A 26124-nucleotide genomic window follows, 5' to 3' on the forward strand; every position below is an offset into this window, starting at 1 on the left:
CCCGCTCAGTCGCGGGTCAGCTTGCGGTAGGTCACCCGGTGCGGCCGGGCCGCCTCGGCGCCGAGCCGGTCGACCTTGTTCTTCTCGTACGCCTCGAAGTTGCCCTCGAACCAGAACCACTTGGCCGGGTCCTCGTCGTCGCCCTCCCAGGCCAGGATGTGCGTGGCGACCCGGTCCAGGAACATCCGGTCGTGGGAGATCACCACGGCGCAGCCGGGGAACTCCAGCAGCGCGTTCTCCAGGCTGGACAGCGTCTCCACGTCCAGGTCGTTGGTCGGCTCGTCGAGCAGGATCACGTTCCCGCCGATCTTGAGCGTGAGCGCCAGGTTGAGCCGGTTGCGCTCGCCGCCGGAGAGCACCTTGGTCGGCTTCTGCTGGTCCGGCCCCTTGAAGCCGAACGCGGCGATGTACGCCCGGGACGGCATCTCGACCTTGCCCACCATGAGGTGGTCCAGCCCGTCGGAGACGACCTCCCAGACCGACTTGTCACCGGCCAGGCCCTGCCGGTTCTGGTCGACGTACGACAGCGAGACGGTGTCGCCGACCTTGACCGAGCCGTCGGTCGGCTGCTCCAGCCCGACGATGGTCTTGAACAGCGTGGTCTTGCCGACGCCGTTCGGGCCGATGATGCCGACGATGCCGTTGCGCGGCAGCGAGAACGACAGGTTGTCGATGAGCACCCGGTCGCCGAAGCCCTTGGTCAGGTTGTGCGCCTCGATGACGGTGTTGCCCAGACGCGGACCCGGCGGGATCTGGATTTCCTCGAAGTCCAGCTTGCGGGTCTTCTCCGCCTCGGCGGCCATCTCGTCGTACCGGTCGAGCCGGGCCTTGGACTTGGTCTGCCGCGCCTTGGCGTTGGAGCGGACCCACTCCAGTTCCTCCGTGAGGCGCTTCTTCATCTTGGCGTCGCGGCGTCCCTCGACGGCGAGCCGCGCGGCCTTCTTCTCCAGGTACGTGGAGTAGTTGCCCTCGTAGCCGACGGCCCGGCCCCGGTCCAGTTCCAGGATCCAGCCGGCCACGTTGTCCAGGAAGTACCGGTCGTGGGTGATCGCCAGCACGGTGCCGGCGTACTTGGCCAGGTGCTGCTCCAGCCACTGCACGCTCTCCGCGTCCAGGTGGTTGGTGGGCTCGTCGAGCAGCAGCAGGTCGGGCGCCTCCAGCAGCAGCTTGCAGAGCGCGACCCGGCGGCGCTCACCACCGGAGAGCTGGGTGACGTCGGCGTCCGGCGGCGGGCAGCGCAGCGCGTCCATGGCCAGTTCGAGCTTGGAGTCGACGTCCCAGGCGTCGGCGTGGTCCAGCTCCTCCTGGAGCCGGCCCATCTCCTCCATCAGCTCGTCGGAGTAGTCGGTCGCCATCTGCTCGGCGATCTTGTTGAACCGCTCCAGCTTGGCCTTGGTGTCCGCGACCGCCTCCTCGATGTTGCCGAGGACGGTCTTCGCGTCGTTGAGCGGCGGCTCCTGGGCCAGCAGTCCGACGGTGTAGCCGGGCATCAGCCGGGCCTCGCCGTTGCTCGGCCGGTCCAGCCCTGCCATGATCTTGAGGAGGCTGGACTTACCGGCGCCGTTCGGGCCGACCACACCGATCTTGGCCCCCGGCAGGAAGCTCAGCGTCACGTTGTCGAGCACGACCTTGTCGCCGTGCGCCTTGCGCGCCTTTTCCAGGACGTAGATGTACTGGGCCACGGTACGGGCTACCCTCCGTCGGTGGTGATCGCCGAATGTCGTGTGGTGCGGGTGCGGGCCGGTTGACCGCCCGCCGCCGGCCGGAAGCCGGCCGCGCGCACGCCATCGTCAATCCTGACAGGTACGCCGCCCCGCGCCCACATCGCCCCGCCCGCGCTGCCGTGCAGGCCACCGGGCCGACGCGCAGCAGCCCAGGGTGTCGGGGCAGGCGGCGGGCCATGTCACCATGATCACGTTCACGGTTGACGGAGTCTGGGAAGGGTAGGTGACTCCGGCACGGGGGAACAGACGCCGCAGCTACGCTCAGTACGCTCATCGCGGTGGACCCGTCAGCACCCGGAGGTGGCCGATCGTGACCGTCCGTAGCTCCTTTGTCGTAGTGGCGAATCGACTGCCGGTCGACGAGGTGAGCACACCTGAGGGCCGACAGTGGCGACGCAGCCCGGGCGGGCTGGTCACCGCGCTGCATCCCGTCCTCGCCGAGCATCAGGGCACCTGGGTCGGCTGGGCCGGCGGCACCGGAGCGGCCCCCGAACCGTTCGACCTGGAGGGCATCCGCCTGCACCCGGTGCCGTTGAGCGCCGAGGAGCTGGAGCGCTACTACGAGGGCCAGTCCAACGCCACCATCTGGCCGCTCTATCACGACGCCGTCGAGACGCCCGCCTACAAGCGACGCTGGCGCGAGGCGTACCGGCTGGTCAACGCCCGCTTCGCGGAGGCCGCGGCGGAGGTCGCGGCCGAGGGTGCGACGGTGTGGGTGCAGGACTACCAGCTCCAGTTGGTGCCGGCCATGCTCCGGGAGCTCCGCCCCGACCTGCGGATCGGGTTCTTCCTGCACATCCCGTTCCCGCCGATCGAGCTGTTCATGCAGATGCCGTTCCGCACCGAGATCCTGCGCGGACTGCTCGGCGCCGACCTGGTCGGGTTCCAGCAGCGGCTGGCCGCGCAGAACTTCGTCCGGCTGGCCCGCCACCTGCTCGGCCTGCGTTACGAGGGCCAGATGATCCAGGTGGACGGTCGGCAGGTCAAGGCCGGCGCCTTCCCCATCTCCATCGACACCAAGGAGATGGAGCGGTTGGCCGCCGACCCGGCGATCCAGGCCCGGGCCAAGGAGATCCGCGAGGAGCTGGGCAATCCCAAGACGATCATCCTCGGCGTGGACCGGCTCGACTACACCAAGGGCATCGAACTACGCCTCAAGGCCTTCCGCGAGCTACTCGCTGACGGAAAGTTGACAGTCCCGGACGCCGTTATGGTGCAGGTCGCTACGCCGAGCCGCGAACGGGTCGAGCACTACCAGGCACTTCGCGTCAAGGTCGAGCGCGAGGTTGGTCGGATTAATGGCGAATTTGGGCGGGTCGGTGTGCCGGCGGTGCATTATCTGCATCAGTCGTACAGTCGGACCGAACTGGCTGCGATGTACGCCGCCGCTGACGTGATGATGGTGACTCCACTGCGAGACGGTATGAACCTCGTGGCCAAGGAGTATGTCGCGTCGAGGGCGGACCACGGGGGCGCGCTCGTACTCAGTGAGTTCGCCGGCGCAGCCACCGAGCTGCGTCAGGCGTTCCTGTGCAACCCGCACGACCCCGACGCAGTCAAGGACGCTCTGCTACGGGCCGTGCATGTGGAGAAGCCGGAGGCTCGTCGCCGTATGCGGACTATGCAACGCCATCTGCGCACCCACGACGTGGGGCACTGGGCAAAGTCCTTCCTCACCGAACTAGGTGTGCCTGACATGGAGGCGGCGTGAACGCCGGCTCAAACGAGATCATCACCCCGGCGGCGGGCACCATGGACCCGGAGCTCCGGTCCGCCATCGGCCGGATCGCCCGGGTCCCCCAGCTCCTGGTCGCCTGCGACTACGACGGCACCCTCGCCCCCATCGTGGAGGACCCGAGCAAGGCCGTACCCCTGCCGGAGTCGGTGGCGGCGGTGCGTGCCCTGGCCGCGCTGCCGCAGACCACCGTGGCCGTCGTCTCCGGGCGCGCGCTGCGCGACCTGGCCGCGCTCTCCCGGCTGCCCAGCGAGGTCCACCTGGTCGGCAGCCACGGCTCCGAGTTCGACATCGGGTTCGTCGAGCGGCTCTCCCCCGAGCTGATCGCGGTCCGCACCCGGCTGCGGGACGCGCTGCGCGAGATCGCCGCGGACCACCCGGGCGTACGCCTGGAACGCAAACCCGCGAGCGTCGCGGTGCACACCCGTGGGGTGGCCCCCGAGATCGCCGGCGCGGCCATCGAGGCGGTCCGCAACGGCCCCGCCACCTGGCCGGACGTGACGGTCACGCAGGGCAAGGAGGTGATCGAGCTGTCCGTGGTGGCCACCCACAAGGGCACCGCGGTCGACCAGCTCCGCACCCAGCTCTCCGCCAGCGCGGTGCTCTTCATCGGCGACGACATCACCGACGAGAACGCCTTCGGCAACCTGCACGGCCCCGACGTCGGCATCAAGATCGGGCCCGGCGAGACCAAGGCCGGATACCGGGTGGACGAGCCGATCGAGGCCGCCCGCGCGCTCGGACTGCTCCTGGAGACCCGACGGCACTGGCTGTTCGGCGAGCGGGCGGTGCCGATCGAGCGGCACTCGATGCTGGCCAACGGCCGTACGGTCGCTCTGCTCACGCCGGACGCCAAGGTCTCCTGGCTGTGCAACCCCAAGCCCGACTCGGCGGCGATCTTCGCCGACCTGGTCGGCGGCAGCCCGGCCGGCCACTTCAGTGTCGCCCCGGAACGCGGCGGCATCCCGCTGGGCCAGCGCTACCGGTCCGGCACCATGACCGTGGAGACCCGCTGGTCCGGGCTGACCGTCACCGACTGGCTCGACAGGCCCGACCCCAAGGCCACGCCGGACGGTCCCGCGATCATCTCCGGTGACTCGACCCTGATCCGGGTGCTGGCCGGCACCGGCCGGGTCCGCGTGGAGTTCGCTCCCCGGCCCGAGTTCGCGCAGGTCGCCGTCCAGCTCCAGCCGGTCGGCGACGGCCTGCTGGTGCTCGGTTCCAACGAACCCATCGCGCTCTACTCCCCCGGCGTGCAGTGGGAGGTCGGCAACGACGGCGGGTACGAGACCGCCAAGGCGGTGGTCGACCTCTCGGCGCTCGGCGGTCAGGTCGTGCTGGAGCTGCGGTTCGGTACGCACAGCCTGGAACACCACCGGCTGCCGATCCACGAACGGCAGGCCGCCGCGGAACGCCCCTGGAAGGACTGGGTCGCCTCGCTGCGGTTGCCGACCACCGCACGGGACCTGGTCGCCCGTAGCGCGCTCACGCTACGCGGCCTCTGCCACGAGGCGACCGGCTCGATCCTCGCCGCCGCGACCACCTCGCTCCCCGAGGAGCTGGGCGGCGTCCGTAACTGGGACTACCGCTACTGCTGGCTGCGCGATGCCGCGATGACCGCCCGCGCCCTGGTCGACCTCGGCTCGATCACCGAGGCCGAGGCGTTCCTGCGCTGGGTGGACGGTTGCGTCGAGCGCACCGGCGGACACCCCGAGCGGCTGCACCCGCTCTACACCGTCGACGGGTACGAACTGGGCGCGGAAGCCGTCATCGACACGCTGCCCGGCTACGCCGGCTCCCGGCCGGTACGCGTCGGCAACCTCGCCAACCACCAGCTCCAGCTCGACGTGTTCGGCCCGATCGCCGACCTGATCGCCGCCACCGCCGACGCCCGAGGGTCGGTCCGCCCCGAGGAGTGGCGGGTACTGGAGAACATGGTCGAGGCGGTCCGTCGCCGCTGGCACGAGCCGGACCACGGCATCTGGGAGGCGCGTCTGCCTCCCCGGCACCACATCTTCTCGAAGGTGATGTGCTGGATGACCGTCGACCGGGCGCTGCACGTCACCCGTCAGCACGGCGGCGAGGACCGCGCCGAGTGGGTGGAGCTGCGCGACCGGATCGGCGCCAACGTCCTCGAACACGGCTGGCACGAGCACGCCGAGGCGTACAGCGTCGCGTACGGCGACGAGGACATGGACGCCTCCTCGCTGTGGATCGGGCTGTCCGGGCTGCTGCCCGGCGACGACCCGCGCTTCCTCTCCACCGTGCTCAAGATCGAGGCGGACCTGCGTAGCGGTCCGGTCGTCTACCGCTACCACTGGGACGACGGCCTGCCCGGGCGGGAGGGCGGCTTCCACATCTGCACGTCCTGGCTGATCGAGGCGTACCTGCGCACCGGTCGGCGTACCGACGCCGAGGAACTGTTCCTCCAGATGATCGACACGGCGGGTCCGACCGGACTGCTCCCCGAGCAGTACGACCCGCTCGCCGAACGCGGCCTGGGCAACCACCCCCAGGCGTACAGCCACCTCGGCGTGATCCGCTGTGCACTGCTGCTGGACAACATGCTCAAGCAGTAGCCCCTCGTACGCACACCCGGAGCGGCCGGAGACCCCCCAGGTCCCCGGCCGCTCCGCCGTCTCTCTCCCACCAGCCCCTCCCCGGGGACATGGTTGATCAAGGAGTTTTGGTCCGAATCCGCCGCCCATCCAGACCAAAACTCCTTGATCACGAGGGCGATCGTGGGAGGCGGCCTTGGGGGCGGCCTCGTGTGGTGGGCGGGGCAGCCGGGTGTGGCCGGGCGGGACCTTTTGGGCGCGTGTGTCTGTGTTCGGCGAGAGAACCTGCGAGCTGCGAGACGGCTGGGCGGTCGGACAGGACCAGGCATCGGCCGCTTGGCGAGGTGGCGGCCAGCAGGAGGTGGGAGTTTGGGGTGCCTGTGAGTCGAATGTTCTGTTTTGGGCGGATGTGAGTCGGCGCTGGGCGGAATCGGGGTGGGGTCGGTGGCGTTGTAACCGGGTGGCTGACCGAGGAGTACCCCGCCCTGGCAGGTGGCCGGCTGATGTCGGAATGACCTGGGCCGGTCGGTCGTTGTACCTGGTCCCGGCGCCGCGAGGGCTCGCGGATATCCCCGGGAATGATGCGGCCGGGTCGGTGGTGGTGATCCCGACGTCGCCGCAAGGACCGGGTCCGTTGATCCCCCTGCGGGCCTCGGCGTTTCTTCCCTTGTCTTCTTAGCGCCTGACGGCGTTCGCGTCGCTTGTCTGTCCCCCCTTTGGGCTGGTGGCGTCTACCCCCGAATGGAGCTGTGTCATGAACTCGAAGCTGCTGCGTAAGAGTGTTCTGGGTGTTGCTGGTCTGGCGTTTGCCGGTGGTGTGTTCGCCGGCCCGACGATGCAGGCCGACGCCGCCCCCGTCGCCACCTCGCCGGTGGCGGTGCAGGCCGACAAGCCGGATACCGGCACGCTGATCCCGCACGGCGTGCAGGGCGCCCAGTCGCGTATCGACCTGGATGATGAGCAGGTCGCGAACGCGAAGGCGATCATCGCGGCGACGAAGAAGGCCGGCATGGACGAGCGTGCCGCGGTCATCGCGATCGGTACCGCGTTCCAGGAGTCCAAGCTGGAGAACCTGGGTCACCTCGGTGACCGTAACGATCACGACTCGCAGGGTCTGTTCCAGCAGCGCCCGTCCTCGGGTTGGGGCACGGTCGAGCAGATCACCGACCCCGAGTACTCCACCCTGGCGTTCCTCAAGGGTCTCAAGCAGGTCGACGGGTGGCAGGACATGCCGCTGACCGTGGCCGCCCAGACGGTGCAGGTGTCGGCGTTCCCCGACCACTACGCCCAGTGGGAGCAGCAGGCCGCTGACCTGGTCGCCGAGTACTGGAACAGCTGACCGCAGACTTTCCTCGAACATGGGGGAGCAAGAACGCTGCCGGCCGGCACCCGCAACCTGGGGTGCCGGCCGGCGGCGTCTGCGTCTGCGGTGGGGGAGATGTTAGGAGGGGTCCCTTCCTATACACCAGGCGTTAGCAGGGGACCCCTCCTTACAACCAAGCCAAACCGAAACGAATCCAACCCACCGCGCGACCGGGGAACAACGAGCGGTGGAGCGTCGTTGTACCGGGCGTCGGTGTGATCCAGTGTCCCCGGGCCTCACCTAAATTGCCGTCGCGGAATACCGTTCGGCTGGAGCCGCGTCGCGCCACTCGCCGAGAGGCGACCTGCACACCGACCTGCTGGCCGGCACCCCACTCGGGGTGCCGGCCGGTCGCGTTTCAGTCGGACAGGTCGAGGGCGGTGACCACGTCACCGAGTACGACCACGGCGGGCGGTCGCAGCCCCGCGTCGGCTACGGCGGCGGCCACCTCACCGAGCGTGGCGCGTACGACCCGCTCCGAGCCGGTGGTGGCTTCCTGGATCACGGCCGCCGGGGTGTCGGCCGGTCGGCCGTGGGCCAGCAGGGTGGCGGTGATCGCCGACAGGTTCTTGAGCCCCATCAGGATCACCAGCGTGCCCCGGAGGCCGGCCAGGGCCTCCCAGCGCACCAGCGAGTCCGGCGAGTCGGGCGCGACGTGGCCGGACACCACCGTGAACTCGTGGGCCACGCCCCGGTGGGTGACCGGGACGCCCGCCGCTGCGGGGGCGGCGATCGAGCTGGTCACGCCGGGCACCACGGTCACCGGTACGCCGGCCTCCGCGCAGGCCAACAGTTCCTCGCCGCCCCGGCCGAAGACGTACGGGTCGCCGCCCTTGAGCCGGACCACGAAGGACCCGGCCAGTGCCCGGTCGACCAGGATCTGGTTGATCTCCTCCTGTGCGCGGGACGGGCCGTACGGGATCTTGGAGGCGTCCACCAGTTCGACGCCGGAGCGCAGCTCGTCCAGCAGCAGGCCGGGCACCAGCCGGTCGGCGACCACGACGTCTGCCTCGGTGAGCAGCCGCCATCCCTTCAGGGTGATCAGTTCGGCGTCACCCGGCCCGGCACCGACCAGGGCGACCTCGCCGCCCCGAGCAGTTCGGGTGTTAACAAGGGGCCCTTCCTCTACCGGAGGCGTTAATAAGGTGCCCTTCCTTACCTGCAGCAGGGTGCGGATGGCGTCTCGGACGGCCATCGCGCGGTGCGGGTCGCCGCCGCCGAGGACGCCCACGGTCACCGGGCCGTGTCGGGTCACCGCCGGGGTCCAGGCGGTCGCCGCCTCGCGGTCGTCGGCGCGTACGCAGAAGATCCGGCGTTCGGCGGCGGCGGCGCTGACGGTGGCGGCGGCGACCGGGTCGTCGATGGCGACCTGCACCAGCCAGGCCCCGTCGAGGTCGTCGGGGACGAAGCGGCGCTCTGCCCAGCGCAGCCGTCCGGCGTCGGCGTGGGCGCGCAGTGCCGGGCTGATCTCGGGCGTCACCAGCAGCACGTCCGCACCGGCGTCGAGCAGGGCGGGTACCCGGCGGGTGGCCACCGCTCCCCCGCCCACCACGACCACCGGGAGGCCGGCCAGGCGCAGTCCGAGCGGATAGGGGTTGACGGTCACTTCTCGGCCACCCCGGCGGAGTCGAAGGTGGCGACCTCGTGCAGCACCCGGGCCGCGCCGGTGACCACGGGCAGGGCCAGCAGGGCACCGGTGCCCTCGCCCAGCCGCAGGCCGAGGTCGATCAGCGGGTCGAGGCCGAGCCGGCGCAGCGCGACCGTGGCACCCGGCTCGGCGGAGCGGTGACCGGCGATCATCGCGCCGACCGCGTCGGGGGCGAGCGCCGCGGCGACGAGCGCGGCGGAGACCGCGATCACGCCGTCCAGCAGCACCGGTACGCGTCGCGCGGCGGCGCCGAGCACGAACCCGGTCAGGGCGGCGTGTTCCAGCCCGCCGACGGCTGCGAGCACTCCCAGCGGATCGTCCGGGTCGGGGGCGTGTCGGTGCAGCGCGGCCCGCACCACCTCGATCTTGTGCTGGTACGTCGGGTCGTCGACGCCGGTGCCCCGGCCGGTCGCCTCGGCGGCGTCGACTCCGGTGAGGGCGGCGATCAGGGCGGCGGCCGGTGTCGTGTTGCCGATGCCCATATCGCCGGTGAGCAGGATTCCCGCGCCCGCGTCGATCAGCTCCCCGGCGATCCGGATGCCGACCTCGATCGCCGCCGTGGTCTCCTCGCGGGTCAGCGCGGCGGTGACGGTCAGGTCGCGGGTGCCTCGGCGTACGGGGGCGGTGACCAGTCGGGGCAGCCCGCCGTTGGCGTCCGCGTCGGCCGGGTCGGGAGCGGGCAGCGGGGTGGCCACTCCGACGTCGACAACGGTGACCGAGGCACCGGCCTGCCGGGCGAACGCGTTGACCACGGCGCCGCCGGCCAGGAAGTTGCCGACCATCTGCCCGGTGACCTCCTGCGGCCAGGGGCTGACCCGCTGGGCGTGCACCCCGTGGTCCCCGGCGAAGATCGCCACTGCGGCCGGGGTCGGCAGCGGCGGCGGGCAGGTGCCGGCCAGGCCGGCGAGGCGTACGGACAGTTCCTCCAGGGCGCCGAGCGAGCCGGCGGGTTTGGTCAGCCGGGCCTGCAACTGGCGGGCCGCGGTCATCGCCGGCTCGTCGAGCGGGCCGATCGCCGCGATGGTGGTCTCCAGCATCATGCCTCCAGGATCTCCGCCAGCACCTCGATGAACGCGTCCGTGGTCGCCCGATCCCGTACGGCGATCCGCAGCCAGTCTGGTCCGAGTCCGGGGAAGGTGTCGCCCCGGCGTACCGCCCAGCCGCGTTCGCGCAGGTCGACGCGGAGCCGGTCGGCACCGGGCCGCTGCACCAGGACGAAGGCGCTGGCCGGGCGGCCGGCGACGCGTACGCCCGGCAGGGTCGACAGCCGGTCGACCAGGTAGGCGCGGTCGTCGGCGAGTTGTGCGGCGATGGCGCGTTCGGCCTGGACCGCGACGTCGGTGGCGCAGGCGGACGCGGCGGCCAGGGCGGGGGTGGCGACCGCCCAGAGCGGCTGTACGGCGGCCAGCCGCGCCAGCAGCGCCGCCTCGCCGAGCAGGTAGCCGATCCGGAGTCCGGCCAGTCCCCAGGTCTTGGTGAGGCTGCGGACGACCAGCAGCCCGGGCAGGTCACGCCGGGCGGCCAGCGACTCGGGTTCGCCGGGTACGCCGGGCGCGGTGGTGGTGTCGGCGAACGCCTCGTCGATCACCAGGACCCGGCCGGGGCGGGCCAGGGCGGCCAGGTCGGCGGCGGGGTGCAGGACCGAGGTGGGGTTGGTCGGGTTACCGATCATGACGAGGTCGGCGTCGGCCGGGATCCGGTCCGGGTGCAGCCGGAAGTCGTCGGCCGCGTCGAGCAGTACCCGCTCCACGGTGTGCCCGGCGGCCCGCAGCGCGGCCTCCGGTTCGGTGAACTGCGGGTGCACCACCACCGGTCGGCGTACTCCACGCAGCGACTGGGCGAGCAGCACGAAGCCCTCGGCGGCACCGGCGGTGAGCAGCACCTCCTCCGGCGGGCGGCGGTGCCGGGCGGCGACGGCGGCGCGGGCCGGACGCGGGTCCGGATAGCCGGCGAGGTCGGCCAGGGTGGCGCTGATCGGGTCGGCCAGCCAGGCCGGCATCGGGGCGCGCCGGACGTTGACGGCGAGGTCGACCAGGCCGTCGCCGACCTCCGCGTCACCGTGGTGCGCGAGGTCGGGTTCGGCTGTCGGATGGGACGCTCCGGTGAGCGGACCGTGCATGCCCGCGATCCTGCCGGGAAGGCGGCGCGGGCGACAGCAGCCCGTGGAGTGCTCCGTATCACCACTGATCACTTCATGAGTATTTCTCATGTACGAATCGGAAATGTCATAACTTATCCCTGTGAGTAATCGACCCCTTGCCGCCGCAGGTCGACTCGTTCCTCTCCTCCGCGCCGGACTGATCGCCGGTGTCGTCGTCGCCGCCGTCGCGTACCCCGTGGTCGCCGTGACCGGCCTCGGCGCCAAGGCCACCGCGCACGCCGTGGAGAGCAAGACCCGCCTGCTGGCCACCGCCCTGCCCGCCGAGACCTCCTACCTGTACGCGCCCGACGGCAAGACCGTGCTGACCATGTTCTTCGAGGAGTACCGGCAGTACACCAAGCTGGCCGACATCTCCCCGCACATGCAGCAGGCGATCGTCGCCGCCGAGGACAACCGTTTCTATCAGCACCACGGCGTCGACCCGAAGGGCGTCGCCCGCGCCTTCGTGGCCAACGCCCGCTCCAGCGGCGTCTCCCAGGGCGCCTCCACGCTGACCATGCAGTACGTGCGGATGGCGCTGCGGGACAGCGCCACCACGCCCAAGGAGGTGCAGGAGGCCACCGCGCAGACGCCGATCCGCAAGGTCAAGGAGATGCGGATGGCGGTCGACCTGGAGAAGGAGTTGAGCAAGGAGGACATCCTGGAGCGCTACCTCAACTCGGCCTACTTCGGTCACCGCGCGTACGGCATCTACGCCGCCAGCGAGATCTTCTTCTCCAAGACGCCGAAGGAGCTCACCCAGGTCGAGGCGGCCACCCTCGCCGGTCTGGTGAAGTCCCCGTCGCAGTACGACCCGGCCAGCTCCGACCAGAAGGACGCCACCACCCGGCGCAACTACGTGCTCGACAACATGGCACGGCTGGGCTACCTGTCGCCGAACGCTGCCGAGGCGGCCAAGGGCGAGCCGATCCGGTTGCGGCTGACCTACCCGCCCAACGACTGCGCCGCCGTACCCGAGAAGTGGAACAGCTGGGGCTTCCTCTGCGACTACCTGAAGAACTGGTGGAGCGCCCAGCCCGCGTTCGGCAAGAACCGGCTGGAACGCCTGGACAAGCTGCGGCGGGGCGGCTACCGCATCGTGCTCAGCATGGATCCGAAGGTCCAGGAGGCGGCGGAGAAGAACGTCGGCACCGAGGGCAACACCGGCAGCCCGTTCGCCAACGGCATCGTGGTCTCCGAGCCGGGCACCGGCCGGGTCAAGGCGATGGCGGTGAACCGCACCTACTCCCTGCAGGTGGACGAGAACCCGCTCAGCTCCAACCCGGAGGCGGGCCCGAACGTCCGGGCCAACTACCCGAACACGGTGGCGCCGCTGATGGGCGGCGGCGACCTGCCGGGCTACCAGGCCGGGTCGACGTTCAAGATGTTCCCGATGCTGGCCGCGCTGGACGCCGGCATGACGCTGAACACCACCTTCAACGCGCCGCACAGCTACCGCTCCGAGATCTACGACGGCTGGCAGCCGTCGAACGCCAGCGGCGCGATGAGCGGTACGCAGACCATGTGGTCCGGCTTCGGCAAGTCGGTGAACACCTACTTCGTCTGGCTGGAGGAACAGGTCGGGGCGGAGCGGGCCGTCCGGCTCGCCGAGCAGTTGGGGCTGCGCTGGCGTACCGACGTGGACCGCGACCACGCCTCACCGGCGAAGGCGAACAAGTGGGGCGCGTTCACGCTCGGCGTCTCCGACGCCACCCCGTTGGAGATGGCCAACGCGTACGCCGCGATCGCCGCCGACGGGCGCTACTGCGAGGCGATCCCGGTGAACGCGATCTACAACCGGGACGGCACGCCCGCGATGTTCACCACCCCGGGCGGTATCGAACGCGAGATCGCCAAGCCACGGTGCCGCCAGGTGGTCAACGCCGACGCGGCGCGGGCCGCGACCGACGCCGCCCGCTGCCCCACCGGGGACACCCCGGCCAAGGGAAGCTGCGGTGGCTGGTCGACCGCGGACAGCGTGCGCGGCACGGTGGGCCGCCCGGTGGCCGGCAAGACCGGTACCACGGACAGCACCCGGTCGGCCTGGTTCGTCGGCTACACCCCGGAACTGGCGGCGGCCAGCTTCATCTCCGACCCGGACAACCCGTTCAATGCGGTCGGCGACGGTCAGTCGCAGATCCCGATCGCGGCGGTCTCGAACACGCTGCGCGACGCCCTCAAGGGCACCCCGACGCGGGACTTCGTACCCCCGTCGGACCGCATAGTCGGCTGACGCCCGGCACGCGCCGGAGCGCCGCTCAGGCTGGCGCTCCGGCGGCCGGTTCGGCCGCCACCACACTGGCGGGCGCGATCGGGACGCCCAGATCGGGACCGGCCGGGATGGCGGCCGGCTCGGTGGCCGCGGCGGCGACCAGACGCCCGGCGATCCGTGGGTACGCGGCCCAGTGCGGGACGAGCTGGGAGGCGTGCACGCCGCGCCAGACGAAACCCTCCGGCGCGCCGCCCGCCCAGCCCCACGCGGGACGGGGTCCGCCCCGTGGGGTGAGCACGGCGCGATGCTCCTTGTGCCCGGTCACCACCTCGCCCCGGGTCGCCACCACGCTGTCGCTCTGGGCGGTCGCCTCGCGGTAGCCGACCACCAGACCGTCCCGGATGCTGCCGATCGCGTCGAGCACCCCGCACATCGGCAACCCGTCGAGTTCCCGGGCCAGCCAGAGCAGCCCGGCCCCCTCGGCGACGACCGGCCGACCGGTACGCGCCAACTCGGCCACCGCGATGCAGAGCCGCCGGTTGGCGGAGAGCTGCTCGGCGTACGACTCAGGCAGCGCGCCGCCGATCACCAGCGCCCGGGTGCCGACCGGCAGCACCTCGTCGACGAAGGGGTCGAGCGTCACCACGTCGGCACCGGCGGCGCGCAGCAGTTCGACGGTCTCGGCGTGGCTGAAGCTGCCGCCCGGTCCGCCGGCCACCGCGACCAGCGGACCTCCGGCACCGGCCGGCACCGGCAGGGCGCCCGCCTCCGGGTGCGGCGACCACGGCGGCACCGCGAGTTCGGGGGCGGACCGGGCCAGCCCGTGCAGCCGTTCCAGGTCGACGGTGGCGGCCACCGCCTCGCCGAGTCGGCGGACCGCCCGGGCGGCCTCGCCGCCGTTCTCCAGCACCGGCATCACCCCGTGCCGACGGCTCGGCAGCACGGCCGGCAGGTCCTGGCGGCGCAGCGCGCCGTAGACGGGTATGCCGATGTCGTCGAGCGCCTCGCGCAGCAGCGTCTCGTGTCGGGCGGAGGCGACCCGGTTGAGGATCACGCCGCCGATCCAGAGCTGCTCGTCGTACGCCCGGAAGCCGTGCACCAGGGCGGCCACCGACTGGCCCATCGCGGCGACGTCGACCACCAGAACGACCGGGCTGCGCAGGGCGGTGGCGACGGCTGCGGTCGACTCGGTCTCGCAGCGTCCGCTGAGGCTGTCGTAGAGGCCCATGCTGCCCTGCACCACGGCGAGCCCGGTGTCGGCGGCACCGTGCAGCAGCAGCGGCGCGAGCCGGTCGGTGCCCAGCAGCCGAGGGTCCAGGGTGCGCCCGGGTCGACCGGCGGCGAGCCCGAGATAGGCGGCGTCGACCGGATCCGGGCCGATTTTGAACCCGGCCACGTCGAGACCACGATCGGCGAACGCGGCGAGGATGCCGATCGCCAACGCGTTCTTGCCGTGCCCCGACGAGGGGGCACTGAGCACCAGACGCGGCACGACGGTCATCATCGACTCCTCGCGGGCGGCGAGCGTGCCGACCGTCGGCGCGCCCCGTGCGCGTGACGATAGCCCACGTCGGTCGCCCGTAGGCGCCGCCCGCCGCCCCGATCCGCTTCGATCCGCCCGACCGGAGCGGACCGCCCCGGCACCGACACGCTCCGTCGTCGATCGGCCCTTTCCCGGCCGTCACGTCGACGGGCGGGGCGGCGCAGTGGTGACGGTCATACGGGTAGCCTCGTGGCGTGTACCGGTTCCTGCTGACGCCGCGCTGGCTGGGCATCCTCGCGCTGACCCTGGTCCTCGCCACGATCATGGTGATGCTCGGCAACTGGCAACTGGACCGCTACCACGGTCGGACGGCGGTCAACGAGCGCATCGACGCCGGGTTGCGGATGGATCCGGTGCCGCTGCGCGAGGCGGTGCCCGCGCCGACCGGTGGCCCCGGCAGCGTCGGCCCGGCACCGGCCGACGACCGGACGTTCATCCGGGTGATCGCGACCGGCCGGTACGACACCGACAACGTGGTCCTGGTCCGGGGCCGGACGGTGGAGAGCAAGGTCGGCTTCGAGGTGCTCACCCCGCTGGTGCTGGCCGACGGCACCGCCGTCCTGGTCAACCGGGGCTGGATCCCACCGGCGCCGGGCGGGGCGATGGCCCAGCCCGAGGTGCCGGCGGCGCCGCCCGGCGAGGTGACCGTGGAGGGCCGGGTGCACGCCAGCGAGAGCGGTTCCGGCAACGTGGCCCGACGGGAGGGCCGCCTGGAGACCCGCCGGGTCGCCGTGCCGCAGCTCGCCGCGCAGTTGCCGTACCCGGTGCACGGGGCGTACGTGCTGCTCGACGAGCAGGCCCCGGCCGCCGACCCGGTGTTCCGCGCGGTGCCGGTGGGGCACGCCAACAACTGGCAGAACCTCGGGTACGTCGTGCAGTGGTGGATCTTCGCGGCGATGACGCTGTTCGGCTACGGCTGGATCGCCCGTCGGGAGGCCCGCCGGCTGGCCGGCGTGACCGACGACGACCTCCCCCGCGACCGGGCCGCCGACCCTGCACCGAGCAGCCCCGCCCCGAGCAACTCTGCCGCGAGCAGCTCTGCTCCGACCAGCCCGGCCTGAGCCGGTCAGCCGCCCGCGCGGCCGGCGTGGATGGCGCGTACGGCGTCGATGGTGTCGGCCTCGGCGGCGGTCTTGTCGTCGCGGTAACGGACCACCCGGGCGAACCGGAGCGCCACCCCGCCCGGATAGCGTGAGCTGGTCTGCACCCCGTCGAAGGCGATCTCCACCACCTGCTCGGGCCGGACCCGCACCACCCAGTCGCCGCGCTCGACGGAAAGCTCCAGGAACCGTTCGGTCTGCCAGCGCAGCAACTCGTCGGTGAGCCCCTTGAAGGTCTTGCCAAGCATCACGAACCCGCCGCCGGCCGGATCCCGCGCGCCGAGGTGCAGGTTCGACAGCCAGCCCTTGCGCCGGCCACTGCCCCACTCGACGGCGAGCACCACCAGGTCGAGGGTGTGCCGGGGCTTCACCTTCACCCAGGCCGCACCGCGCCGACCGGCGTCGTAGGGCGCGTCGGGGGACTTCACCACGACGCCCTCCTGGCCGGCGTCGAGCGCGGCGGCGAACGCCGCGCCGGCCTGCTCCGGCCCGTCCACCTCGATCCGCCCGACCAGCACCGACGCGTCGACGGTGGCGGCGAGCGTGGCCCACCGCTCGCGGCCGGGCAGGTCGATCAGATCCGCGCCGTCGAGGTGCAGCAGGTCGAAGAAGTACGGCGTGAGCACGGTCTCGCCGGTCCGGGCGGCGGCGGCGCGGACCGCCGGGGCGACGGATGGCCCGCTGCCCCGGCGGGCGGCGGCGCTCGACGTCTGCTGGAACGGCAACGGTCGGCCGGTGGCGTCCAGCCCGATCGCCTCCCCGTCGAGCACCAACTCCCGGGCGGGCAGGGCGCGGACGGCGGCGACCACCTCGGGCACCCGGCCGGTGATCTCGTCGAGGCTGCGGGTGAAGACGGCGATGTCGTCGCCGCTGCGGTGCACCTGGACGCGGATGCCGTCCAGCTTGACGTCGACCACGGCGGGGGTGCCGGTGGTGGTGAGCGCCTCGTCCACCGTGGCGGCGCTCTGCGCCAGCATCGGCGCCAGCGGTCGCCCGACCCGCAACCCGAACTCGGCCAGTGCCGGAGCACCGCCGTCGAGCGCGGCCACCGCGACCGCCCGCAGGTCACCGGCGAGCAGCAGGGCCCGGCGTACCGCGCCGACCGGCACCTCGGCGGCCCGGGCGATCGCGTCGGCCAACAGCCCGGCCTGGGCGCCCTGACGCAGCTCGCCGAGGAAGAGGCCGGTCAGGACGCGTTGCTCCTCGGCGGTGGCGGCGGTGTAGAGCGCAGCTACCAGGTCGCGGCGACGGGCCTGCGAGCCCGCGCCGTGCACCGCCGCGATCTCGTCGATCGCCGCGTCGACCCCGGCCACGGTCAGCGTCGCCTCGGCCGCCGGTGGCGGCAGGTCGCGCAGCGCGGCCCAGCCGACCCCGGTCTGTCGCTGGCGCAGCTCGCCCGCGAGCCAGCCGGCTCCGGCCGCCACCTCGTCCGGGTCGAGCCGGCGCAGGGCGTCGGCGAGCAGCTCGACCTTGGCCCGTCGGCCACTGACGGCACCGACGGCTGCGGAGGTGGCAGCCAGGTCGAGGAAACGCACGACCTCATCCTGCCAGCCACCCCCGACAGCGGGTGTCACCTGCGCGGGAGCTGCTCCGGCGGGTCAGGCCGGGACCGGCTCCTCGACCCGCAGGCCGCGCGCGCGGACCTCCTCGGCGATGCGGGACAACGACGCGTCCACGGCGACCAGAGCGGCGGACAGCTCGGCGAGCTGTTCCTTGAGCGTGGCCTCCGGCCACGCGGAGACGTCGACGTCCCCCAGAGCGCTGACGGCGGCCTCCATACGGGCCATCACCTCGTTCGTACGCATGTTCGAGAGGCTACAACAGCCGCGCGTCCGACACGCCGGAAACAGCCACCATTCGCGCGAAGTTACCGAGTTGGGGCCGTGCCCGCCTCGGCCACCTTGGCCAGCAACAACGCCTCGGCCAGGCAGACCCGGGCGAACTCGCCCAGGTGCAGGCTCTCGTTCGGCCCGTGCGCCCGCGCGTGCGGGTCCTCCACCCCGGTCACCAGGATCGCCGCCTGCGGGAACATCTCCTGGAAGGTGGCGATGAACGGGATCGACCCGCCGACGCCGATGTCCACCGGGTCGGTGCCGTCCCACGCGGCGCGGAAAGCCGCGCGGGCCGCGTCGAAGACCGGGCCGGAGGCGTCGATGACGCAGGGCGCGCCGTCGTGCTCGAAGGTGACGTCGACCTGCGCACCCCATGGCGCGTACCGCTCCAGGTGGTCGCGCAGCGCGAGGTACGCCTGCTTCGGCTCGTCGCCCGGCGCCAGCCGGAGGCTCAGCTTGGCCTTGGCCGCCGGCACCAACGCGTTCGGCGCCTCGGCGGTGGCCGGGGCGTCGATGCCGAGCACGGCCAGCGCGGGCCGGGTCCAGAGCCGGTCGGTGATCCGGCCGGAGCCGATCAGGCGTACGCCCTCGGCGAGCCCCGCCTCGGCCCGGAACCGGTCCTCGGGGTAGTCGACGATCGCTTCGTCCCGACCGACCAACCCCTCCACCGCCACGTTCCCGGCGTCGTCGTGCAGAGTGGCCAGCAGCCGGACCAGCGTGGTGAGCGCGTCCGGCACGGCACCGCCGAACATCCCGCTGTGCACCGCGTGGTGCAGGGTGCGTACCTCGACGAAGCAGTTGACGACGCCGCGCAGCGAGGTGGTCAGCGCCGGTACACCGACGTCCCAGTTGGTCGAGTCGGCGATCACGATGACGTCCGAGGCGATCTTCTCGCGGTGGTCGGCGAGCAACTGCTCCAGCGAGTCGGAGCCGTACTCCTCCTCCCCCTCGACGAACAGCACCACGCCCACGGGCAGGCGGTCGCCGAAGGCCCGCAACGCGGCGACGTGCGCCATGATGCCGGCCTTGTCGTCGGCGGCACCCCGGCCGTAGAGCCGGCCGTCCCGCTCGACCGGCTCGAACGGGTCGGACTCCCACAGCGCCCGGTCCCCGACCGGCTGCACGTCGTGGTGGGCGTAGAGCATGACGGTGGGCGCGCCGGGCGGGGCGGCCCTGCGGCCGATCACCGCGGGCTGGCCGTCGGCGCGCACGATCTCGACGTCGAGACCGCAGCCGCGCAGCAGCTCGGCCACCGCCTCGGCGGAGCGCTCCACGTGCGAGTGGTCGAATCCCTCGAAGGCGATGCCCGGGATACGGACGAGGCGTTCCAGGTCGGCCCGGACGCCGGGCAGTTCCCGGGTCACGGCCTCCCGCAACTCGGACTCGGTCATGATCGGTGTGGTCATGACCGGCATGGTATGCCGCCCCGACCTGCGGTTCCCGGCCGAGCCAGATAGTAGTGACGGTCATCGTGCGGCAACCCGGGGTCACCGTCGACCACCAGGTCGGCCCGTACCTGCGTGTCGTCGGCGGCGAAGTGCGCCTGCTCGGTGTCGTGCCACCGGCGCAGCTCCGGCAGGATCCCCGGGCCGTCGCGCGCCACTGCCCGGGCCAGCCGCAACGACTGCGGGGCGGTGACGAAGACGGCCAACGTCAGGTCCGGACCGGCGGCGGCCCGGGACGTGCTGACCCCCTCGACGATCAGCACCGGCGACACCGACACCGACACCGGCTCGGGCCGGAAACACCGGCGTACCCAGTCGTAGCACCGGTACGACCCGGCCCGGCCGGACCGCAGCGGCCGCAACACGTCGCGCTCCAGTCGCGTCCAGAAGGTGAGCTGGTCGTCCCACCCGTCGAGCAGATCGTCGGTGTGCACCACCGGCGGTCGCACCGCCTCCGGCCCGATGCCGCCGAGGGCATCGGCCAAGCGCGCGGCGAACAGCGTCTTGCCCGCCCCGCTCGGCCCGTCCACGGCCACCAACCGGGTACGCCCCAACCGGGCCGGTGCCGCCAGCACCCGCCCTGCCAGTCCGGCGTACGACTCGAAGACCACCACCACGGAGACCGACGTTACCGATCGGGTTGTCCCACACCGCTTCGGACCGCCTGTCGAGAAGCCGCACGGCATGATCGTGGCGTGTCCCATTCCGTGATGAGTCCCGGCGTCGAGGCGTTGCTGGAGCAGGCCCGTTCGGGCATGACCCGGCTGACCCCACAGGAGACGGTGCAGGCCGCCGCCCGGGGTGCCCTCGTGATCGACACCCGCACCGACGGGCAGCGGCGGGAACAGGGCGACCTGCCCGGCGTCATCGTGATCGACCGGACCGTCCTGGAATGGCGGCTCGACCCGGCCAGCGACTGGCGGATCCCCGAGGCCACCAACTACGACATGGAGGTCGTCGTGGTGTGCCGCCAGGGTTACAGCTCCAGCCTGGCGGCGGCCAGCCTGCGCGCGCTCGGGCTACACAAGGCGACCGACATGATCGGCGGTGTGGAGGCGTGGCGCTCGGCCGGCATGGCCTTCTCCGACCAGCCCGCCGACGTCCGCTACTGAGGCCGGGCGGCGCGAGACGCTGACGCCGGGCGACGGCCCCGCCTCGGCTGGTGCAGGCGGCGGCTAGCCGGGTACGCCGGGCGGGATGAAGGGCAGGTCGGCGGGGGGCCCGGACTCGACGAGCCGACGCAGGGCGGCGGTGTCGAGGTGTTCTTCGACCAGGTCGCCGAGCAGGTCGAGGGTGCGTTCACGGGCAGCGGCGAAGGAGGTGTCCGGGGCGACCCGGAAGCCGGTCCGGCCGGCCAGGCGAGCGGCCCGGTCGAGGAACCAGCGGCGGAACTCGTCAGACTCGAAGGTGCCGTGCCAGTGCGTACCGTGCACGACCCCGGACACCATGCCCTCGCCGGCACCGGCGGCGTCGTGCAGCAGCGGCGTCGACTCCGGGTCGGTGGCCGAGACGTACCCGTGGTGGATCTCGTAGCCCCGGACCGGTAGCTCTCCGGCGGCGGTGCCGGCCGCCTGGCGGACGGTCTTGCGCGGGTCGAAGGTGATCTCGATGGGCAGCAGCCCGAGGCCGTCGACGCTGCCCCGGCGGCTCTCCACTGGGTCGTGGATGGCCCGGGCAAGCATCTGGAAGCCGCCGCAGATGCCGAGCAGCGGTCGACCGGCCGCGACGTGGGCGGTGACCGCGTCGGCGAGGCCGGTCTCGCGCAGCCAGGCCAGGTCGGCCACGGTCGACTTGGAGCCGGGCAGCACGACCAGGTCGGCGGCGGCCAGCTCGGCCGGTTCGACGGTCAGCCGGACCCTCACGCCGGGCTCGGTGGCGAGCGCCTCCACGTCGGTGGCGTTGCTGATCCGGGGCAGCCGCACCACCGCCACGTCGAGCCACTCGGTGCCGTGCGGGGCGGCCGGACGGCCGAGCACCCGGCCGTAGGCGAGCGAGTCCTCGGCGTCCAGCCACAGGTCCAGCGCCCAGGGCAGGACGCCGTACGTCGGGCGGCCGGTGAGCTGCCGCAGCGAGTCCAGCCCGGGAGCCAGCAGGCCGAGGTCGCCCCGGAACTTGTTGACCACGAACCCGGCGATCAGGGCCTGGTCGGCCGGTTCGAGCAGGGCCAGCGTGCCGAACATGGCGGCGAACACGCCACCCCGGTCGATGTCACCGACCACGATCGTCGGGAAGCCGGCGTGCCGGGCCAGCCCCATGTTGACGTAGTCGCCGTCGCGCAGGTTGATCTCCGCCGGGCTGCCCGCCCCCTCGCAGATCACCACGTCGTACGCCGATCGCAACTCGGCCAGCGCCGCGTACGCGGTCTCGGACAACCGGGGACGCAGGGTCCGGAACGAACCGGCGGTCATCGTGTCGACCGCCTCGCCCAGCAGCACCACCTGACTGCTCAGGTCGCTGCCCGGCTTGAGCAGCACCGGATTGAACCGCAGGTCCGGGGCGAGCCCGCAGGCCGCCGCCTGCATCGCCTGCGCCCGCCCGATCTCGCCGCCCCGGCCGTCCGGCCCGACGACCACGGCGGAGTTGTTGGACATGTTCTGTGCCTTGAACGGCGCCACCCGGACGCCCTCGCGGTGCAACCAACGGCAGATGCCGGCGGTGAGCACGCTCTTGCCGGCGTCGGAGGTGGTCCCGGCGACCAGCAGGCCACCGCTCACCGCGCGCCCGCGAGGCGTCGGGCCACCGCGCCGACCAGCCGGCCGACGGTCACCGGGTACACCGCCGCGAGGCCGAGCGCGGCCAGGCCGACCGCACCGGAGATCCGGGCGGCCCGAGGCAGGTGCCGGGCCTCGGGACGGGGACCGTCACCGAGGAACGGCCGCACCTCGGACCGGCCGAAGTAGACGTTGCGCCCGCCGAGCCGCACACCCAACGCACCGGCCATCGCCGCCTCGCACTGCCCGGCGTTGGGGCTCGGGTGGTCGTCGCGGTCCCGACGCCACACCCGCCAGGCGCGCTCCCGGTCACCCTTGCCGGCCGGTGCCAGCGCGACGGTCAGCAGGCCGGTCAGCCGGGCCGGCACCAGGTTCAGCAGGTCGTCGAGCCGGGCGGCCGGGGTGCCGAACCGGGCGTAACGCGCGTTGCGGTGGCCGACCATCGCGTCGAGGGTGTTCACCGCCCGGTAGCCGAGCAGGCCCGGCAGCCCGGCCACCGCGCCCCAGAACAGCGGGGCGACCACCGCGTCCGAGGTGTTCTCGGCCACCGACTCGACCGTGGCCCGGGCCAACTCCGACTCGTCGAGGGTCGACGGGTCCCGACCACACAGGTGTCCGAGCCGCGCCCGGGCGGCCGGCAGGTCGCCACCGCGCAGCGCACGTCCCATGGTCTTCGCCTCGTGCCGCAGGCTCTGCCCGCCCAGCACCGCGAACGTGCCGGCGGCGACCAGTGCCGCGCGGGCCAGCGGCTGCCGCCGGGTCGCGTACGCGAGGGCGGCCCCGGCCAGCACCGGCCCGCCGACACTCAGCGCGGTGTGGGTGCCACCGGCCAGCCGGTCGGGCCGGTAGAGCCGACGTTCCAGGGCGGCAGCAGCCCGGCCGAAACCGGCGACGGGGTGGCCACGACGTGGGTCACCGAAGTACGCGTCCAACGCGTACCCGGCGACGAGTCCCGCCGCGTTCGCCACTGCACCCGCATGCCGCACCCGCACCACCTCCGGCCGGCCAGCCTAGCCGAGCCCGGCCACCGGAGCCGCCGCTCGACCGAGCCGCCCAGGTCAGACGGGCTGCGGCGTTCGGCCCCGCCCACGCCGGCCCCGCCCGGTCACCGTCGCGCCGGTGCCGGACTCCGCCGATGCGTCCGCCGAGGCCGTGGTGGGCTCCTCGGCGTCACCGCCCCGCTCGCCCGACTCGGGCCCACCCGGCGTGCCGTCACCCGGGCCCGGGAGATCGCCCGTAGCCGAGAAGCCGCCCGTGCTCGGGAGGTCGCCCGTGAGGCCGCCCGTGATCCGGAAGTCGCCCGTGCCGGAGATGCCGTCCGCCCCGGCGATGTCGCCCGTGCCGGAGAGGTCGTCGAAGGGGTCGGTCTCGCCCAGGCGCTGCGGGTAGCCGGTGCCCGCCGGGACGTACTCGGACAGCTCGAAGTCGTCGTCCAGCGCCCCGTCCTCGGGCAGGGCGGGCGCGTCGTCGTCCGAGACGGCCTCGGTCAGCTCGCCGTGCACCCGCTGCTCGGCCTCGGCGTCCGAGATGGTGCTGGTCGCCAGGTTCGGCTTGTTGCGCAGGAAGCGCCCACGCCCCCGGGACAGGTCGTGACCCACCGCCACGGCCTCCAGCTCGTAGAGGGTGCGGTGGTTGCCGGCGTCGTCGGTCCAGTCACGGGTGTAGAGGCGACCGCAGACGACCACCGGGTCACCGACCATCACCGAAGACGCGACCCCCTCGGCGAGCTTCCGCCAGCAGTTGACGCGTACCCGCAGGCTGTTGCCGTCCACCCAGCGCCCGCTGTCCCGGTCGAGGCGGCGGGCGGTGGAGGCGACCTTGAAGTTGGCCACCAGGGTGTTGCTCTGCGTGGTGCGACGCCACTCGGGGGCCGTCAGGACGTTCCCGACGATCGTCACGTAGGTATCGAACATCGTTCCTCCAGCGGAGATCCGGGTCGGCTGGTACCGACTCGCCGCCCAGCCTCCGGCCCGTCGACTGACTCGGGCAGCCCCTCCGGTCGTACCTGTGGACAACCTGGCGGCCTGTGGACGAACGCCTGATCAAGGGCCCGGTGTGCTAGGCCGACCGACCCTGCCCGGCCCGCGTCCGGCGGCGGACGATCGATTCGCACAGGAAACCGTCAGGTTCCGGAGCGGTCCGCCTGGGTAGGAAATCGCCAACCGCACCTGCGACGTCGAACGAAAGGTCAGCGATCATGATGATGACCATCGCTTGTTCCGCCCGCGTCCCTGGTCAGGTGCAGCGATGAGCGAGAACCCGGCCACCGTGGAAAAGTGTCTGCGAATGGGCGCCGGCTTCTCGCAGGCCGACCGCGACTGGATCGTGACCCAGTTCGCCACGCTCGACGCCCGTCTGGCCGGCTTCCACGCCGACTCCACCGAACTCGAACTCTCGGTCAAGGACCGGGAGGCCAAGGGCCAGCGGGTCACGCTGGAGTGCTGGATCGCCGGTCGGCAGAAGATCGTCACCACCTCCTCCGAGGAGGATCTGCGTGCGGCGCTCAACGACGCCCGTGACGACCTGCGCCGCAAGCTCAACGACTCCAAGACCCGCCAGGAGCCGCGCAACAACAAGCACCTGCGGGTCACCACCCCGCCCGGCGAGCCGACCCCGGTCGAGGAGTTGGCCGAGGAACTGGCCACCGCCGGGACGAAGACCGACGAGAGGTGACCGTGTCGCCGGCCGGGCACGCGTCCGGCCGGCGGCGCTGAACAGGGAGAGGTGAACGGCATGCCCAACGTGCAGCAACCGGAGATGCGCCGCAGCGGCGAGACCCGGCTGGTCCAGGACAGCGACGGACCGATCCCGGGGGGTGGCTCCGCGACCAAGCAGGAGCACCGGACGGTCCCGGTGGACCAGATCTCGCCGTACGGGCCGGATCGTGGGCGGGCCGCGACCTCGCACGAGCCGACCGACCGCGACGCCCACGGCGACTGACCTGCCGCACGGTAGTAGCCCTCGTCCAATGCCGGACGGGGGCTACTACCGTGCGGTAGCTTCCCGGCGTACCGTCGGTTGCGTGGAACCCGACGTGCTGGGCCCGCCCTACGAGCGGCACACCATCGACCTTGGCCGCGACGACGAGGGACCGGTGGTCGCCACCCTGGTCCGCCGCCGGGCCGAGCGACCCACCGGGCGCGCGGTGCTCTACGTGCACGGCTTCGTCGACTACTTCTTCCAGACCCACGTGGCCGACTACTTCGCCGCCCGGGGCTGGGACTTCTACGCGCTCGACCTGCGCAAGTACGGCCGCAGCCTGCTCCCCCACCAGACCGCGAACTTCTGCCGCGACCTCGCCGACTACTTCCCGGAACTGGACGCCGCCGCCCAGATCATCCGTACCGAGGACGAACACGACACGCTGCTGGCCATGGGTCACTCCACCGGCGGGCTGATCATCTCGCTCTGGGCAGACGCCCGCCGCGACACCGGGCTGGTCGACGGCATCTTCCTGAACAGCCCCTTCTTCGACCTCAACGCCCCCTGGGTCGTGCGTCGACCCCTCGCGGCCGCCGTCGCGCGCCTGGGCCGTCGGGCACCCCACCGCGTCCTCCCCTTCGGCCTCGGCACCGTGTACGGCGAGAGCATCCACGCCGACCATCGCGGCGAATGGAGCTACGACCTGGCCTGGAAGCCGCTCGCCGGATTCCCGGTCCGGGCCGGCTGGCTGAACGCCGTCCGCACCGGCCAACGACGCCTGCGCGCCGGGCTCGACATCCCGGTGCCGGTGCTGCTGGCCTGCTCGACCCGCTCGTTTCGGGGCGTCAAGTGGCACGATTCGGCGACCCTCGCCGACGCCGTCCTCGACGTCGAACACATGGTCCGCTGGGCACCCCGCCTCGGCCAGCACGTCACGCTCGCCCGGTTCGACGGCGGCCTGCACGACCTGACCCTGTCCGGCCCCGCCGTACGCGACAAGGTCCTCACCGAGGTCGGCCGCTGGGCGGACGCCTTCCTCGACGCCGGACCGACGCCCCCTCCCCCACCGGCCCCACGCCGCCCGGCCGACAGTGAGTCCTCCTCGCACGCCGCCCCCTGATCCACAGGCCCGCCTGAGCCACCGGTCCGTGGGCCACCGGTCCGCCTGGGTCCGCTGAGGCCGTGGATTCG

The 26124-nt window shown here is 72.4% G+C and carries 21 protein-coding genes; 9 read left to right on the top strand and 12 right to left on the bottom strand.

Features of this window, described 5'->3' with window-relative positions; genetic code table 11:
- Positions 1–5: 5 nt before the first annotated feature.
- The gene (gene ettA, locus ACZ31C_RS05970) at positions 6–1682 is read right to left on the bottom strand and encodes an energy-dependent translational throttle protein EttA (RefSeq protein WP_465794415.1); all 1677 of its coding nucleotides are present in this window, start codon (positions 1680–1682) and stop codon (positions 6–8) included.
- Positions 1683–2034: 352 nt separating this feature from the next.
- Here ettA and ACZ31C_RS05975 point away from each other — a divergent pair, with 352 nt between their 5' ends.
- The 3 genes from ACZ31C_RS05975 to ACZ31C_RS05985 all read left to right on the top strand — a co-directional run bounded on the left by ACZ31C_RS05975 (position 2035) and on the right by ACZ31C_RS05985 (position 7356).
- A complete protein-coding gene (locus tag ACZ31C_RS05975) occupies positions 2035–3435 on the top strand; it encodes an alpha,alpha-trehalose-phosphate synthase (UDP-forming) (protein ID WP_396698976.1) in 1401 nt (466 codons plus the stop codon).
- Positions 3436–3476: 41 nt separating this feature from the next.
- Positions 3477–6038, top strand: a complete 2562-nt coding sequence (gene otsB / locus ACZ31C_RS05980) for a trehalose-phosphatase (protein ID WP_396752758.1) — start codon at positions 3477–3479, stop codon at positions 6036–6038.
- 733 nt (positions 6039–6771) lie between these two features.
- Positions 6772–7356: a hypothetical protein gene (locus ACZ31C_RS05985; RefSeq protein ID WP_465794416.1), complete on the top strand. Its 585-nt coding sequence runs from the start codon at positions 6772–6774 to the stop codon at positions 7354–7356.
- A gap of 382 nt (positions 7357–7738) precedes the next feature.
- On the opposite strand, the gene cobA is transcribed toward ACZ31C_RS05985, so the two are convergent.
- The 3 genes from cobA to cobC are packed head-to-tail and all read right to left on the bottom strand — an operon-like array spanning position 7739 to position 11147.
- Positions 7739–8986 (bottom strand): uroporphyrinogen-III C-methyltransferase, encoded by a 1248-nt coding sequence (gene cobA / locus ACZ31C_RS05990; RefSeq protein WP_465794417.1) that lies wholly within the window; start codon positions 8984–8986, stop codon positions 7739–7741.
- Positions 8983–10065: a nicotinate-nucleotide--dimethylbenzimidazole phosphoribosyltransferase gene (gene cobT / locus ACZ31C_RS05995; RefSeq protein ID WP_465794989.1), complete on the bottom strand. Its 1083-nt coding sequence runs from the start codon at positions 10063–10065 to the stop codon at positions 8983–8985. Before cobT ends, cobA begins: the two co-directional genes overlap by 4 nt.
- Positions 10065–11147, bottom strand: a complete 1083-nt coding sequence (gene cobC, locus ACZ31C_RS06000) for an Rv2231c family pyridoxal phosphate-dependent protein CobC (protein ID WP_465794418.1) — start codon at positions 11145–11147, stop codon at positions 10065–10067. The genes cobT and cobC overlap by 1 nt, the downstream gene beginning before the upstream one ends.
- A gap of 121 nt (positions 11148–11268) precedes the next feature.
- Between cobC and ACZ31C_RS06005 the strand changes: the two genes are divergently transcribed.
- Positions 11269–13401 carry a transglycosylase domain-containing protein gene (locus ACZ31C_RS06005; RefSeq protein WP_396752930.1) on the top strand — a complete coding sequence of 711 codons (2133 nt, stop codon included), beginning with the start codon at positions 11269–11271 and terminating at the stop codon, positions 13399–13401.
- Positions 13402–13426: 25 nt separating this feature from the next.
- On the opposite strand, the gene ACZ31C_RS06010 is transcribed toward ACZ31C_RS06005, so the two are convergent.
- Positions 13427–14881, bottom strand: coding sequence for a cobyrinate a,c-diamide synthase (locus tag ACZ31C_RS06010; RefSeq protein WP_465794419.1), 1455 nt, complete (start codon positions 14879–14881; stop codon positions 13427–13429).
- Positions 14882–15117: 236 nt separating this feature from the next.
- Here ACZ31C_RS06010 and ACZ31C_RS06015 point away from each other — a divergent pair, with 236 nt between their 5' ends.
- A complete protein-coding gene (locus tag ACZ31C_RS06015) occupies positions 15118–15984 on the top strand; it encodes an SURF1 family cytochrome oxidase biogenesis protein (RefSeq protein ID WP_465794420.1) in 867 nt (288 codons plus the stop codon).
- A gap of 5 nt (positions 15985–15989) precedes the next feature.
- Here the strand turns inward: ACZ31C_RS06015 and ACZ31C_RS06020 are convergent, their stop codons facing one another.
- The 4 genes from ACZ31C_RS06020 to ACZ31C_RS06035 all read right to left on the bottom strand — a co-directional run bounded on the left by ACZ31C_RS06020 (position 15990) and on the right by ACZ31C_RS06035 (position 19917).
- Positions 15990–17558, bottom strand: coding sequence for an ATP-dependent DNA ligase (locus ACZ31C_RS06020; RefSeq protein WP_465794421.1), 1569 nt, complete (start codon positions 17556–17558; stop codon positions 15990–15992).
- 63 nt (positions 17559–17621) lie between these two features.
- Positions 17622–17828 carry a hypothetical protein gene (locus ACZ31C_RS06025; protein ID WP_350700240.1) on the bottom strand — a complete coding sequence of 69 codons (207 nt, stop codon included), beginning with the start codon at positions 17826–17828 and terminating at the stop codon, positions 17622–17624.
- A 62-nt stretch (positions 17829–17890) separates the two neighbouring features.
- Positions 17891–19246: a M20/M25/M40 family metallo-hydrolase gene (locus ACZ31C_RS06030; protein ID WP_465794990.1), complete on the bottom strand. Its 1356-nt coding sequence runs from the start codon at positions 19244–19246 to the stop codon at positions 17891–17893.
- A gap of 11 nt (positions 19247–19257) precedes the next feature.
- Entirely contained in the window at positions 19258–19917 is a 660-nt protein-coding gene (locus ACZ31C_RS06035; RefSeq protein ID WP_465794422.1) for a uridine kinase family protein, read from the bottom strand.
- 93 nt (positions 19918–20010) lie between these two features.
- On the opposite strand from ACZ31C_RS06035, the gene ACZ31C_RS06040 reads away from it, so the two are divergent.
- Complete coding sequence (locus tag ACZ31C_RS06040; protein WP_350700279.1) at positions 20011–20412, top strand: rhodanese-like domain-containing protein; 402 nt, start codon at positions 20011–20013, stop codon at positions 20410–20412.
- 63 nt (positions 20413–20475) lie between these two features.
- Here ACZ31C_RS06040 and ACZ31C_RS06045 read toward each other — a convergent pair whose 3' ends face one another.
- From ACZ31C_RS06045 to ACZ31C_RS06055, 3 genes are all read right to left on the bottom strand, one after another.
- Positions 20476–22014, bottom strand: a complete 1539-nt coding sequence (locus ACZ31C_RS06045) for a cobyric acid synthase (protein ID WP_465794423.1) — start codon at positions 22012–22014, stop codon at positions 20476–20478.
- On the bottom strand, positions 22011–22997 hold the full coding sequence (locus ACZ31C_RS06050) for a cobalamin biosynthesis protein (protein ID WP_465794424.1): 987 nt from the start codon (positions 22995–22997) through the stop codon (positions 22011–22013). The genes ACZ31C_RS06045 and ACZ31C_RS06050 overlap by 4 nt, the downstream gene beginning before the upstream one ends.
- A 72-nt stretch (positions 22998–23069) precedes the next feature.
- Positions 23070–23924: a single-stranded DNA-binding protein gene (locus ACZ31C_RS06055; RefSeq protein ID WP_465794425.1), complete on the bottom strand. Its 855-nt coding sequence runs from the start codon at positions 23922–23924 to the stop codon at positions 23070–23072.
- A 334-nt stretch (positions 23925–24258) separates the two neighbouring features.
- On the opposite strand from ACZ31C_RS06055, the gene ACZ31C_RS06060 reads away from it, so the two are divergent.
- From ACZ31C_RS06060 to ACZ31C_RS06070, 3 genes are all read left to right on the top strand, one after another.
- Positions 24259–24684 carry an HPF/RaiA family ribosome-associated protein gene (locus ACZ31C_RS06060; protein WP_350700232.1) on the top strand — a complete coding sequence of 142 codons (426 nt, stop codon included), beginning with the start codon at positions 24259–24261 and terminating at the stop codon, positions 24682–24684.
- A gap of 60 nt (positions 24685–24744) precedes the next feature.
- A complete protein-coding gene (locus ACZ31C_RS06065) occupies positions 24745–24951 on the top strand; it encodes a hypothetical protein (protein ID WP_350700231.1) in 207 nt (68 codons plus the stop codon).
- An 82-nt stretch (positions 24952–25033) separates the two neighbouring features.
- Positions 25034–26053, top strand: coding sequence for an alpha/beta hydrolase (locus ACZ31C_RS06070; RefSeq protein WP_465794426.1), 1020 nt, complete (start codon positions 25034–25036; stop codon positions 26051–26053).
- The last annotated feature ends 71 nt before the right edge of the window (positions 26054–26124 follow it).

It is taken from the genome of Micromonospora sp. NPDC023869 (genome assembly GCF_055559695.1).